Source organism: Roseibium aggregatum (genome assembly GCF_017309185.1).
Classification (GTDB): domain Bacteria; phylum Pseudomonadota; class Alphaproteobacteria; order Rhizobiales; family Stappiaceae; genus Roseibium; species Roseibium aggregatum_B.
Genome location: NZ_JAEKJZ010000006.1, coordinates 299,475 through 311,285, shown reverse-complemented (window position 1 = coordinate 311,285; position 11,811 = coordinate 299,475). Strand labels below are relative to the sequence as shown.

14 protein-coding genes are annotated in these 11,811 nt (G+C 61.7%); 10 read left to right on the top strand and 4 right to left on the bottom strand.

From position 1 onward, the window contains the following. The first annotated feature begins 4 nt into the window (after nt 1-4). The 3 genes from pqqD (at nt 5) to JF539_RS23350 (ending at nt 3,061) form a co-directional block, all read left to right on the top strand. Nucleotides 5-325 (top strand): pyrroloquinoline quinone biosynthesis peptide chaperone PqqD, encoded by a 321-nt coding sequence (gene pqqD, locus JF539_RS27770; protein WP_328809303.1) that lies wholly within the window; start codon nt 5-7, stop codon nt 323-325. After that, nucleotides 322-1,419 (top strand): pyrroloquinoline quinone biosynthesis protein PqqE, encoded by a 1,098-nt coding sequence (pqqE, locus tag JF539_RS23355; protein WP_207143158.1) that lies wholly within the window; start codon nt 322-324, stop codon nt 1,417-1,419. The genes pqqD and pqqE overlap by 4 nt, the downstream gene beginning before the upstream one ends. A gap of 238 nt (nt 1,420-1,657) precedes the next feature. After that, complete coding sequence (locus JF539_RS23350; protein WP_207143157.1) at nt 1,658-3,061, top strand: hypothetical protein; 1,404 nt, start codon at nt 1,658-1,660, stop codon at nt 3,059-3,061. A 19-nt stretch (nt 3,062-3,080) separates the two neighbouring features. Here JF539_RS23350 and JF539_RS23345 read toward each other — a convergent pair whose 3' ends face one another. Then, the gene (locus JF539_RS23345) at nt 3,081-3,227 is read right to left on the bottom strand and encodes a hypothetical protein (protein ID WP_207143156.1); all 147 of its coding nucleotides are present in this window, start codon (nt 3,225-3,227) and stop codon (nt 3,081-3,083) included. Nucleotides 3,228-3,405: 178 nt separating this feature from the next. After that, nucleotides 3,406-4,137 carry a FadR/GntR family transcriptional regulator gene (locus tag JF539_RS23340; RefSeq protein ID WP_209017526.1) on the bottom strand — a complete coding sequence of 244 codons (732 nt, stop codon included), beginning with the start codon at nt 4,135-4,137 and terminating at the stop codon, nt 3,406-3,408. A gap of 173 nt (nt 4,138-4,310) precedes the next feature. Here JF539_RS23340 and acuI point away from each other — a divergent pair, with 173 nt between their 5' ends. After that, nucleotides 4,311-5,303: an acryloyl-CoA reductase gene (gene acuI / locus JF539_RS23335; RefSeq protein ID WP_207143154.1), complete on the top strand. Its 993-nt coding sequence runs from the start codon at nt 4,311-4,313 to the stop codon at nt 5,301-5,303. Nucleotides 5,304-5,345: 42 nt separating this feature from the next. Here acuI and JF539_RS23330 read toward each other — a convergent pair whose 3' ends face one another. Continuing rightward, complete coding sequence (locus JF539_RS23330; protein WP_207143153.1) at nt 5,346-6,263, bottom strand: LysR family transcriptional regulator; 918 nt, start codon at nt 6,261-6,263, stop codon at nt 5,346-5,348. A 96-nt stretch (nt 6,264-6,359) separates the two neighbouring features. On the opposite strand from JF539_RS23330, the gene JF539_RS23325 reads away from it, so the two are divergent. From JF539_RS23325 to JF539_RS23305, 5 genes are all read left to right on the top strand, one after another. Then, nucleotides 6,360-6,974 carry an FMN-dependent NADH-azoreductase gene (locus JF539_RS23325; RefSeq protein ID WP_207143152.1) on the top strand — a complete coding sequence of 205 codons (615 nt, stop codon included), beginning with the start codon at nt 6,360-6,362 and terminating at the stop codon, nt 6,972-6,974. 236 nt (nt 6,975-7,210) lie between these two features. Further along, entirely contained in the window at nt 7,211-7,408 is a 198-nt protein-coding gene (gene rpmI / locus JF539_RS23320) for a 50S ribosomal protein L35 (protein ID WP_023002610.1), read from the top strand. 27 nt (nt 7,409-7,435) lie between these two features. Continuing rightward, complete coding sequence (rplT, locus tag JF539_RS23315) at nt 7,436-7,795, top strand: 50S ribosomal protein L20 (RefSeq protein WP_207143151.1); 360 nt, start codon at nt 7,436-7,438, stop codon at nt 7,793-7,795. A 245-nt stretch (nt 7,796-8,040) separates the two neighbouring features. Next, nucleotides 8,041-9,324 (top strand): spondin domain-containing protein, encoded by a 1,284-nt coding sequence (locus JF539_RS23310; protein ID WP_207143150.1) that lies wholly within the window; start codon nt 8,041-8,043, stop codon nt 9,322-9,324. A 111-nt stretch (nt 9,325-9,435) separates the two neighbouring features. Beyond that, complete coding sequence (locus JF539_RS23305; RefSeq protein WP_207143149.1) at nt 9,436-10,068, top strand: 3'-5' exonuclease; 633 nt, start codon at nt 9,436-9,438, stop codon at nt 10,066-10,068. 48 nt (nt 10,069-10,116) lie between these two features. Here the strand turns inward: JF539_RS23305 and JF539_RS23300 are convergent, their stop codons facing one another. Further along, nucleotides 10,117-10,371, bottom strand: a complete 255-nt coding sequence (locus tag JF539_RS23300; RefSeq protein ID WP_207143148.1) for a hypothetical protein — start codon at nt 10,369-10,371, stop codon at nt 10,117-10,119. Between the two features lie 1,113 nt (nt 10,372-11,484). Here JF539_RS23300 and JF539_RS23295 point away from each other — a divergent pair. Continuing rightward, a complete protein-coding gene (locus JF539_RS23295) occupies nt 11,485-11,796 on the top strand; it encodes a hypothetical protein (RefSeq protein WP_207143147.1) in 312 nt (103 codons plus the stop codon). Nucleotides 11,797-11,811: the final 15 nt, after the last annotated feature.

The following is an 11,811-nucleotide window of genomic DNA, read 5'->3' as shown; positions in this document are numbered from 1 at the left end:
GGCGGTGCCTCCGTGCAGCCGCCATATCGTCGACACGACGAGCCGCCCGGCGCTGGCCGCCCATGTGCGCCTGACCTTCAACGAGCTGCGCGGCAAATGGGCCGTGCTGGCGCCGGAAAAAGTGCTCTGGCCGGACGAGGTCAGCGCCGACATTCTTAAGCGCTGCACGGGTGACGAACCGATTTCGAAAATCGTTGCCGATCTTGCGCAGGATTACGACGCCCCCGCGGACCAAATCGCGCCGGATGTGCTCGCCTTTGTTCAGGAGTGGAGCGACCGGCTGCTGATCCGCTGTTCCCGGGCAGACGCGGAGGCGGCAAGGTGACCGATCCCGTAGGACCGCCGCTCGGCATTCTGGCGGAGCTGACACACCGCTGCCCTCTGCAATGCGGCTATTGCTCCAATCCCGTCGAACTCCTGAAGGCGAACCGGGAACTCGATACGGAAACCTGGATCGACACCTTCGAGCAGGCAGCCCGGCTCGGTATTCTTCAGGTTCATCTGTCCGGCGGCGAACCGACACTGCGCCGGGATCTTGAAGAGATCATCGCCTGCCTGTCGCAAAACGGCGTCTACACCAATCTGATCACCGCTGCCGTGACCCTGACCCGCGACCGGCTGGAAGCCTTTGTCGACGCGGGGCTGGAGCATGCGCAGATCAGTTTCCAGGGCGCGAAAGCCGAAACGACCGAGCTTGTCGGACACTATCGCGGCGGCCACGAGAAAAAGCTCCAGGCGGCGCGATGGGTGCGCGAACTGGGCCTGCCCCTGACCGTCAATGCGCCGATCCACAAGCTCAACATCGCAGAGGTGCCGGAGTTCGTCGCGCTCGCGCTTGAAATCGGCGCCGAGCGGCTGGAGATCGCCAACGTCCAATACTACGGCTGGGCCTATCTCAACCGCTCGGCCCTGTTGCCGGACTACGACGCGGTCATGCGGCAGGTGGACTATGTCGAGAAGACCAGGGACGAGCTGACAGGCATTCTCAACATCGACTTCGTCACGCCGGACTATTACGCGGACTACCCGAAACCCTGCATGGGCGGCTGGGGCAAGGATGCCTTCGCGATCACGCCGGACGGACATGTCCTGCCTTGCCACGCGGCCCAATCGATCACCTCGCTGAAATTCGACAGGGTGACGGACAAGCCGCTCAAGGACATCTGGGAAGGGTCCGACGCCTTCAACCGGTTCCGCGGATACGACTGGATGCCCGAACCGTGCCGGTCCTGCGAGCGCAAGGAAATCGACTTCGGCGGCTGCCGCTGCCAGGCCTTCGCCCTGACCGGAGACGCTGCCGCCACCGATCCGACCTGCAAGCTCTCTCCCTACCACGACCGCCTGCGCGAACTGCCGGCGGCGCAAGAGATCCGGAAACGGGTTCTGTCGGCCGGCAAGATCCTTGCCGAGAACGCCTGAACCTGCTGTTTTTGCAAACCCGGTCGCCGCTGGCCTTCCCTTGATCGGCAATTGAGCTATTGTATTCCCGGACCGACAAGAAAAGGTCCCTCGCCGATTCCCTTCCTGCTGGGGTCATTCGTCTTTTCAATATGCCAACGAGCCGGTAGACAGGCAGAACAACCGTCGCCGCGCACTGAGCGGCGTTTCACCGCGGTCGTTCAGTCAGCTGCCGGACGGGCAACAAGGGTGCGGGCACGTGGAGCGCAAGACGTCTTCGGTGAATGCGATTGTCGGACTGCTGCTTTGCCTGATCACCCTGATCGCGGCGACCCGGGAATGGGGTTTCGACACCTATCCGCTTCACCTGTGCGCGCATGCGGTCTTTCTGGCGGCCATCGCCGTTACGGTCCCGCGCGTGCGCTGGGGACGGAAGGTTTTCGTGATCGTCGCCCTTGGCTTAAGCGGCGCTGTGGTCCTGACGCGGCAGGACTGGCCGGACGTCCTTGACCGCGCGCTGGTGACGGCGGAATTCGTGGCCGCTTTCTTCTGCGCCCTGTCGACCCTGGGAAACGCCGCGGCCAGTTCCCCCGCGATCGTCGACTGCGGCCGTTATCTCGCCGGACAGCCACCGGGACGGCGCTATGCCGCCCTGACGGTCGGGGGACAGCTTTTCAGCCTGCTCCTCAATTACGGCGCCATTGCACTTCTCGGCAACCTTGCGGTTGCCAGCGCGAAGGAAGAAAAAGATCCGGAAATCCGCGAGCACCGCACGCGGCGCATGCTGCTTGCCATCGAGAGAGCCTTCGTTTCGACCCTGCCGTGGTCGCCGCTCTCCTTCGCATTCACCTTCTCCAGCGTGCTGATTGCCGGCGTTTCCTGGACGGACGCGGTCCTGCCGTGCTTCGTCACCGGCCTCTTGCTGGCGGGCAGCGGCTGGCTGCTGGATACGATCTTCAAGCCGAAGCTTTCACGCCCCCGGACCGGCCGGCCTCAACAACCGGCGGGCTCCGTGCGGACCCTCGGCCCGCTCCTGTTGCTGCTCGTGATCATGGGCAGCCTCGTCTTTGCGATTCATCTCGGTTCGGGCATCCGGGTACCGGGGATCGTGATCGTGGTCGTTCCCCTGATTTCCATCGCCTGGATCGGCCTTCAGAACAAGGATACCGCTCCTGCAAAGGCCATGGCGCGGCGAAGCCTGGACTTTGCCCGAACGGAGCTGCCGGTGCTGCAATCTCAAGTCGTCCTTCTGACGATGGCGGGCTTCATAGGCATCGTCGGGGGCGCGCTGGTCGATCCGCTGGTCGCCACGGCGGGCATAGATCTGCATCTGCTGCCGCCCGCGTTGCTGCTGGTGTTCGTTATCTGGATCATTCCCGCCATGGGGCAACTCGGAATGAACCCGCTCCTGGCGATCTCCCTGCTCGCGCCGCTTCTGCCTCCGGCACGCGACATCGGCCTCGAACCAACCGACCTGCTGCTGGCGACGACCGGCGGCTGGGCGCTCAGCGGCATCTCCTCGCCGTTCACCGCGATGTCCGTCGTCACCGGGTCTTTCGCGGGCGTCAGCGCCCGTCATGTCGCGCTGAGATGGAACGGCCTTTACCTACCGATCGCCGGCGCGCTGGTCACCTTCTGGGTTCTGGCCTACGCACTGCTATAAAGAAGTTGCGTAGCTCGTCTCAGGGCGTCACCGGGGTATGCAGGGTGGTGACCGGGACGCCGGAATGCGCACCGACCTCGGCCAGTTCATGGCTTGCGTTTGTGGCTTTGGTCGCCGCCGCTCCGGCAAGAAAGGCGACAACGAAGGCAAGGCTCCAGAACTTCATGGCGTTTCTCCCTAAACGCATCAGCCATGGCAGGATCCTCGCCGCCATGGCACCAACGCCGAATCGAATTCGACTTTCGTCTATATTAGACTTTAGGAGTATTCAGCGCAATGCCGCAGCGTCACTTTTGCGGCGCGGCGGTCCGTTCACGCTTTTCTGTTGCCGGAGGAAGGCTCGATTAGTCAGGCCTGGGCTCGCGCCGCTGCGCGGCCAGTTCCCTTGTGTAGGCCCACAATTCCTCCAGATGCGCGGCCGCAAGAGAGCCGTCCTGTCTCTCCAGGGCATCCGCGAGCGCCCGGTGGAAGCGGACAATCCGTTCCCGGTCGCGCAGGCGGTAGACCAGCATGTTCATCAAGGGCTGCATGGCCTCGAACGCTGCCGAAAGCTGAAAGGCAAGCAGAGGGTTGCCGCTCGCCTCGGCGATGGCGGAGTGAAAGCGCACATCCGAGCCACAGAAGTCCTCGTCATTCGTTGCCGGATCGTTCTGGCAACCGATTTCCCGGCGCATTTCTGACAATTGGCTGTCCGTCGCGTTTTTCGCCGCCAGCGGCAAGGCCGCGGCTTCGAGCGCGAACCGGGCCTCGATCGCATCCTCGAAAGGAATGCCGTTCATGCCGATCAGGAGCCGCGTCGTCGTCACCAGGTCGGCTTTGGCCTCTTCCCAGGTGAGCCGGTTGACGAAGGCACCGCCCGACGAGCCTCGCTCGCTGCGGATCAGATTCTGAGCCGCCAGCCTCTTGAGCGCTTCGCGCACCGTCGAACGGGAGACGCCGAACCTTTCCGCAAGTTCCGCCTCGCTCGGAAGCTTCTCTTCCCCGCTGAGGCGCCCTCCCAGGATGGCGTCGCGGATAGCGTTGGCGATCTGCACGGACAGGCCTTCTTTGCGGATGGTCTCGAATTCGATCGCCAAGGCGGTCTCCCTGAAATGCATGACTGAGCCTAAATCGTAATCCCACCTAAAAGGACGGTCAATTCAAATAAACAAATGTCTGACAATTAAATGTTTGACATTTTCACCGCCCGACCGCAGCTTAAGAGACAGGGACCGGCCAGACGGATCCACGGATTTTCGGAGGATTTCTCATGACATTCAAAGCGCTCATCGTCGACAAGGATGAAGACGGCAAGACCCACGCCTCCGTGCAGGAGATCGAAGAAACCCGCCTGCCGGACGGCAATGTCACCGTCGCCGTGGAGTATTCGACTCTTAACTACAAGGACGGTCTGTGCATCGGCCCCGGCGGCGGCCTCGTCAAAACCTATCCCCATGTGCCGGGCATCGACTTCGCGGGAACGGTCGAAGAATCCTCCGACGACTGGTACAAACCCGGCGACAAGGTCGTGCTCACCGGCTGGCGGGTCGGCGAGGTCTGGTGGGGCGGATACGCTCAGAAGGCCTGCGTCAAGGGCGAATGGCTGGTGCCGCTTCCCGACGGCCTGACAACGCGGAACGCCATGGCCATCGGCACGGCGGGGTTCACCGCCATGCTTGCAGTCATGGCCCTGGAAGAACACGGTTTGACCCCCGAGAACGGGCCGGTTCTGGTCACGGGCGCGGCCGGCGGGGTCGGCTCCGTCGCCACCGCGATCCTGTCCAACCTCGACTATGAGGTCGCCGCGGTGACCGGCCGCGAAAGCACCTGGGAGTATCTCAAATCCCTTGGCGCGAGTCGCATCGTTCCCCGCGACGATGTCGCCGAGACGGTCAAGCGCCCCCTCGAAGCCGAAACCTGGGCAGGCTGCGTCGATGCCGTCGGCGGTGCCATGCTGGCAAGAGTTCTCGGCCAGATGAAATACGGCGCCTCCGTTGCGGCGGTCGGCCTGGCCGGAGGCGCCGCGCTTCCGGCAACCGTCATTCCGTTCCTGCTGCGCGGCGTCAATCTCTTAGGCATCGACAGCGTCATGAAACCCTATGACGCCCGCCTGCGCGCCTGGGAGCGGCTGGCCAGGGACCTGCCGATGGAAAAGCTTGAAAAGATCATCCAGCCGGCCACCCTGGAAGACCTTCCCAAACTGGGCGCCGATATCCTGAAGGGTCAGGTAAAGGGCCGCGTCGTGGTCGACGTGAACGCCTGAGCGGCGATCGGGCGGAGTGGCTGACGTTAAGCCGCTTCCCGCCTACAGCGCCGTCCGGTTTTTCAGGCCGGTCATCTCTGCTTTCAGAAAATCGATCAAGACCCGCACCTTGCGCGGGAGGTAGCTTTTGCTCGGATAGAGGATCCAGGCGGCGGTTTCGAAATCCGCCGCCGCGCACTCGTAGTCCGGAAAGAGGTTTACCAGCCGGCCATTCGCAAGATCCCCCCCGATCAGCCAGTCAGGCAGAAGGGCCGCTCCCATCCCGAGACGAGCGGCCTCCCGCAGCGACGCGGCGCTGGAGATGACCGTCTTTCCGGAAACCTCCACCGCGAACGGCTCTTCGCCCGGTTTCCGGAAGCGCCAAACGCTCCGGAAATTCGGCAGGGCGAAACGCAGGCAATTCATGTCCACGAGATCCCGGGGATCGATCACGGGACCGGCGCACTCCAGATACTCCGGCGCCGCGACCACCCGGTAGCGCGTCTCGGCCAGTTTCGTCGAAATCAGATCGCCCTTCGGCGCGGCGGCGAGCCGGATCGCCACGTCGAGCCCTTCCGCCAGGAGGTCGAGATTGCTGTCGGAGGGAAACAGCTCAACGGAGAGATCGGGATACATCTCCTGAAACCGCGGCAGGAGCGGCACGAAGAACTCTTGCGAAAAAGCCACGGACGCCGTCACCCGCAAGGTGCCACGCGGTGAGACATCCTTCGAGGAGGCCGCCTCGCGCGCTGCCTCCAGATCCTCGATCAGGGGAGCGACCCGGTTCAGATAGCGCTCGCCTTCCTCCGTCAGCGAGAGTTTCCGGGTGCTACGCTGAAACAGCCGCAGGCCGAGCTCCCGTTCGACACTTGCCAGAACACGGGACACGCTGGAGGCATCCACCTCAAGCGCGCGGGCGGCTCCGGCGATGCTGCCGAGATCGCGCACGAGCAGAACGGTTTTGAGAGATTGAATTTCCATTCCTGCAAGATATGCACGATTACGCTGCGGGATAAGCCGTTTTTCTGAAAGACACGCAGAAATATCTCTAAGCCGTCACTCAACGGAGGTTCCCACATGACCTTGCTTCTGCGTATCAATTCCAGTTCCCGGAGCGACGGCTCGCATTCCACCGCGATAGCGGATCATTTCGAGACCTGTTTCAGGGAAAAACATGGCGATTGCCGGGTCGTCACCCGCCAGGTTGCCGACGGCTCAATCCCGCTCATCAGCCAGAAAACGATTGAAGGGTTCTATTTTCCGGAAACGGACCTGCCCGCGGACCTCAGGCAGGCGACCGCTCTGTCCGACACGCTCATCGCCGAGTTACAGGAAGCGGACACGCTCCTGATCGCCACGCCAATCTACAATTTCGGCGTTCCCGCGGCACTAAAGGCCTGGATCGACCAGATCGTGCGGGTCGGACATACCTTTTCTTATGACGGCGAGGCGTTCAGCGGCCTCGTCAGGACACGGCGGGCGGTTGTCGTCGGCACCTATGGCGCCGAGGGCTATCTGGAAGGCCAGCCCTTCGCGGCGGCGAATTTCGTGCAGCCTTACCTGAATTTCCTGCTGTCCTTCCTCGGCATTCAGGACATCCGCTTCATTTCGGCCCAGGGCACCGTCGCCGACCCCGAAACCGCCGCGGCGCGCGTGGAAGCGGCCAAGGAAGAATGCCGGCTGGCGGCGTAACCTAAGCGACCCGGTGTCCGCGCGGGTTTCTGGCAAACAGCGCGGATTCCGGTTGCATTCCCGGGCAGGCTCCCATATAAGCGCCCGGTCCAGAGTCGTCCGGCTCGTCGTGGGCCGTATTTCTGCATTCTGATGCAGGACCTCCCGCGAAAAGTTAGGGCATGCCGTGTCGGCTCTGAATGCACCAACAAAAGAGCAGTCGTCCTTTGACGATTGCACCAAGGAAAGGATGCAAAATGCCCAAGCTGAAGACGAAGTCCGGCGCCAAGAAGCGCTTTAAAGTGACTGCGACCGGCAAGGTGAAAACCGCGCAGGCCGGCAAGCGCCATGGCATGATCAAGCGCACGAACAAGTTCATCCGCAACGCTCGTGGCACCACCACGCTGAGCGATCAGGATGCAAAGATCGTGAAGCAGTTCCTGCCGTACGCATAACGCCAGCCCCCAAGGAGATCACCCAAGATGTCACGCGTCAAAAGGGGCGTTACCGCCCACGCACGTCACAAGAAAGTTTTGAAGGCCGCCAAGGGTTACTACGGCCGCCGCAAGAATACCATCCGCGTTGCCAAGCAGGCGGTCGAGAAAGCCGGCCAGTACGCTTACCGCGACCGCAAGGCCAAGAAGCGTAACTTCCGTTCGCTCTGGATCCAGCGCATCAACGCGGCCACCCGCCAGCACGGCCTGACCTACGGCCGTTTCATCGACGGTCTGAACAAGGCCGGCGTCGAAGTCGACCGCAAGGTTCTGTCCGACCTCGCCATCAACCAGCCGGATGCCTTCAAGGCGCTGGTCGACAAGGCACAGGGCGCGCTCGCCGCTTAAGGCAGGGCCCCAATTCGAATTTCCGGAACGCGGCTCTTCGGGGCCGCGTTTTTTTGTTTTTCGAGGTTCGAAACGTTCCGGTCGCGCAATGCGAATCGCCGCCTTTGGAGCCAAAGACAAAACCGCGTTACCACGACCTGTTCATCGGTTCTGACGATGCCGTGAAATGACAAAACGCGAGTTGTTCGTGATCGCCTGCATTTCTACCCCTCGTGGTGTTGAACAACATGTCGAGGAGACGGCAGATGACCGAACTAAGAATTTCAGTCAAGAACGAGGCAGGGGACGGCGGCACGTATCTGACACCGTTCTTCGCAGGTTTTCACGATGGCGCTTTCGACCTGTTCGAAAAGGGCCAGGCAGCGTCAGCCGGCCTGGAAGCTTTGGCCGAAGACGGCAATTTCGCACCGCTCGGCGCGGAATTGGCGGCTGCCTCCGCAGGCGCCCAGACGGCGGTCGCCGGCGGCGCACCGATCCGGCCCGGCCAGGTCGTTTCCACAACCGTTCACGTCAACGGGAGCCTGAATGCCTATGCGGTGCTCGGGGCCATGGTGCTGCCGTCGAACGATGCCTTCGTGGGAACCGCCGACCCGCTCAAGCTGTTCAGCGGCACCGGCCGCTTTCTCGGCGAACAGACCATCAAGTTCGCCGGCTCCAACGTCTACGACGCCGGAACGGAAGTGAACTCCGAACAGGCTTCCGACGTTCCCCTGATCGGACAGTCCAGCCCGAATACCGGTGCCACCGAAGGCGGTGTCGTCGATCTGCATGTGGGATTCAACGGATCTCTTGGCAATCCGGGAGGCAACCAGGGCATTCTGGGCGCGACCAACGCTTTCGGTGAAATCGTCGACCCGGTGGCGGCCGACTTCACCCGCCCGGATGCGGAGATCGCCACCGTGCACATCAACACCGTCGAACGCACGGAGGGGTCGGATCGCCGCGACTTTATCTCCGGCTCGCGCTCCGACGACATCGTCAATGCCGGCGACGGCAACGACCTTATCTTCGGCCGAAGCGGCTGGGATGTCCTGAACGGCGAGGATGGCAACGACAGGATCTTCGGCGGACGCGGCGACGATGAAATCAACGGCGGTAACGGCCGGGACTACCTCGTCGGCGGTTCGGGAGACGACCGCATCGACGGCGGAGCCGGACGCGACAAGCTTCTTGGCGGCAAGGGCGACGATCTGCTCAATGGCGGTGAGGGCCGGGACTGGATTTCCGGTGGCAGCGGCGACGACACGATCGGCGGCGGCACAGGCCGGGACTATCTCTTCGGCGGGCGCGGCAACGACACCTTCGTTTTCGTCGCCGGTGACGGCCACGATCACATCGGCGATTTCGACCGCAAGGGCGATGACCGGCTCTTCATCGATGTGGAAGGCGTCGACGACTTCGCCGATCTCCTGCAACTGGCCGAGGAGCATGGCCACGGCGTCAGCCTCGACTTCGGCGCGGACGGCAGCCTTTATCTCGCGCGCACCAGCATCGACTCGCTTGAGGAAAGCGACTTCCTGTTCGCCTGACGATCACTAGGTTCGGTGCGGTTCCCCGGAACCGCACCGGCCGCCCAGGCGGCTTACACCAAACACGCTCTGACAGGTGCCTGTTGATCGCGATTGGTATAAAAAGCCGTCATGAATCAGGCCATCATCTTCGACTGCGAATACCTGACCGTGGAAGGCGCCATGCGGCGGCAATGGTGCGGGCCTCTGGACCCGGACCCCTCCGTTGTCCAGATCGGGGCGGTGAAGCTGTCGCTCGACCCCGGTTTTGAGATCTCCGGAACGTTTCAGGTTCTCATCCGGGCAAAAGACAGGTTTGGCGCGAACGCAGGGCTCGACCCCTATTTCACGGAGCTGACCGGCATCGGCCAGCAGGCGGTCGACAGGGAAGGCATCGGCCTTGCCGAAGCGCTCGAGCGGTTCGACCGGTTTTCCGAAGGCGCCAACTTCTGGTCCTGGGGCAAGGACGAACTGTCTCTCCTGGCGATCGGTTGCTACGTCGAGGGAATCGCGCCGCCGATCCAGACTCACCGCTTCGGCAATGCGTCCGGCCTGCTCCTGAACGCGGGCATGCCCTATGCGGATCTTCAGAAAACGACCAGCGGCCAACTGGCGGACTATTTTCAGATCGAGGGGTCGCCGCGGCGCCATCACGACGCCCTGGACGATGCCATGTCCATCGCCTTGACCTTGCGGTATCTGCTGTCAGCCGGCAGGCTGCATCCGCGGGATTTCAAATTGCCTTTGTTGATTGCTAAGCCTTAGGACTTGCAGGACCGGTGAGCGCGGCGTTGTTCGGAACAGCGGCGGACTTCAGCCCTGTGAAATATGCAGCACCATGTCGTCCGGTTTGCAGTTCTTCGTGCCCAGATGTTCACCCCTGGAGATGAGAAGGTGAACCGGAAAAGCCCTTCCGAGCTCCTCGATGCAGAGGTTTGGTGTCAGGGAAGTTCGTTGTCCGCAACAATTGCACACCGCGACGAGTTTGTATTTCCTGTCTTCCAGATCTTCCAGTGTCAAAAAATTTTCGGCGCCGAAGGCTTCAGAGACCGCGAAATTCGCACTCATCAAGCTCTCCTCCAGTTGATTCCATACGGCCAGGATGCAGGTTGATCTGGAATCATAGAGAACAAAACACGGGCCACAATCTGTTTGAATACCTAAGTAAAACCTGCTTTCGATTGAATTATTGCCAATATTATCCGTATTTTTCCGGTGTGACTTCTCAAAATACGCACAACAAACAACCAGAACATCCGATTTCGTACGTATGACCACATAGATTACCCAAGGTAAGAAGTAAAAACTTCCGAAACCACAGGTAAGCCTGAGTGATTGACTGACGCTGAAACGGTTCCTGCACTTTGGGTGTTCCGGAACCCTGTTCCCTCTCCGGCCGTAAGATGGACGGGAAAATCGGCGCGCCTTCTCCGCTGCCCCACAAGCTGGAAAATCGACCCGCGCGAGACCCGTGATTTGTGCCGATGCACGCCGATTTGTTAACTTTTTACCGGCGAAATGCCCGAATTCTGCGGACAAAAGGTTAACGCCTCCCTATATTGGCATGGTCATTGCGACGTTTCAGGCAAGCCCGCCAAGAGCGTGCCATTGTGAAACAACGAGGCGTTAAAACGTGCGAGTGAACCCGGTAACTTCCGCAGATCGTGCCAATGTGAGGCGCAAACGTCCCTCATCGGGAGAGACGGACGCCGCCCCGCGGAAAGAGTTCGCGTCGTATCTGCCCGTTCCTGTTCAGCCGGATCTGGAGCGCGAGCACGACGCCTTTACCACCCGTTACCGTCCCAATTCCGTTTTTCTCGCCCATCTGATCGCGACCCGAGACGGTGAGCCTCAGACAAGGTTGCGCAGGCAAACGGAACCGGTCACGGGCGTAAATACCTATCGTGCGACTGCGGCACTTCCCCGGCAACGATCCGCCGGACACCTGGTGAACACCGAACGATAGGTCTTTTTCGATTTCGAACTCCAGATGTACCACTGGAAACCTTGACGCCCGGAGCCCTGCTCCGGGTTTCTTTTTGTCGGACCGGGCTACCAACCGAGGCGTTCCAACAACATGTGACCTGCGGCACAGCCCCGGCCTGGCGCCAGGACTAGGTTTCCAGCATACCCGAATGCCCGAACAGATTGGCCATGGACTGGCCCGCCACGGAGACAACCATGCAGATCAAGCCCATTACAGAAACCCCGGCCTCGAACAACGGCCGCAAGCAAGCCGAAGGCCGTGTTTTTGGTTGGCGCAAATCCAGGGTCTCCGGATCGTTCGGGGAGTTTGGAGACGGATTGCTCCCTGTTGCCGTTGCCGCCCTGAACCGCCGCGGGTCCCATGGCTCACAGGCGGAGCACGCCGCGCAGCTCATGGCGAGCCGCACCGGCCTGGCGGCAAGCTGTCTGGAGCGTCAGATTCAGATGCAACGCTATGGCGAACAGGACGAGGACATCCGGTCCTGCACCGTTTCCCTGTCCGCCTGACCTGTGCTCCCTGCC

Excerpts from the sequence above, each read along its gene's own strand:
- JF539_RS23310 (WP_207143150.1), top strand. The coding sequence starts at position 8,041 with ATGACCGAACTAAGAATTTCAGTCAAGAACGAGGCAGGGGACGGCGGC.
- rplT (WP_207143151.1), top strand. The coding sequence starts at position 7,436 with ATGTCACGCGTCAAAAGGGGCGTTACCGCCCACGCACGTCACAAGAAA.
- rpmI (WP_023002610.1), top strand. The coding sequence starts at position 7,211 with ATGCCCAAGCTGAAGACGAAGTCCGGCGCCAAGAAGCGCTTTAAAGTG.
- acuI (WP_207143154.1), top strand. The coding sequence starts at position 4,311 with ATGACATTCAAAGCGCTCATCGTCGACAAGGATGAAGACGGCAAGACC.
- JF539_RS23295 (WP_207143147.1), top strand. The coding sequence starts at position 11,485 with ATGCAGATCAAGCCCATTACAGAAACCCCGGCCTCGAACAACGGCCGC.
- JF539_RS23330 (WP_207143153.1), bottom strand. The coding sequence starts at position 6,263 with ATGGAAATTCAATCTCTCAAAACCGTTCTGCTCGTGCGCGATCTCGGC.
- JF539_RS23305 (WP_207143149.1), top strand. The coding sequence starts at position 9,436 with ATGAATCAGGCCATCATCTTCGACTGCGAATACCTGACCGTGGAAGGC.
- JF539_RS23300 (WP_207143148.1), bottom strand. The coding sequence starts at position 10,371 with ATGAGTGCGAATTTCGCGGTCTCTGAAGCCTTCGGCGCCGAAAATTTT.
- JF539_RS23345 (WP_207143156.1), bottom strand. The coding sequence starts at position 3,227 with ATGAAGTTCTGGAGCCTTGCCTTCGTTGTCGCCTTTCTTGCCGGAGCG.
- JF539_RS23325 (WP_207143152.1), top strand. The coding sequence starts at position 6,360 with ATGACCTTGCTTCTGCGTATCAATTCCAGTTCCCGGAGCGACGGCTCG.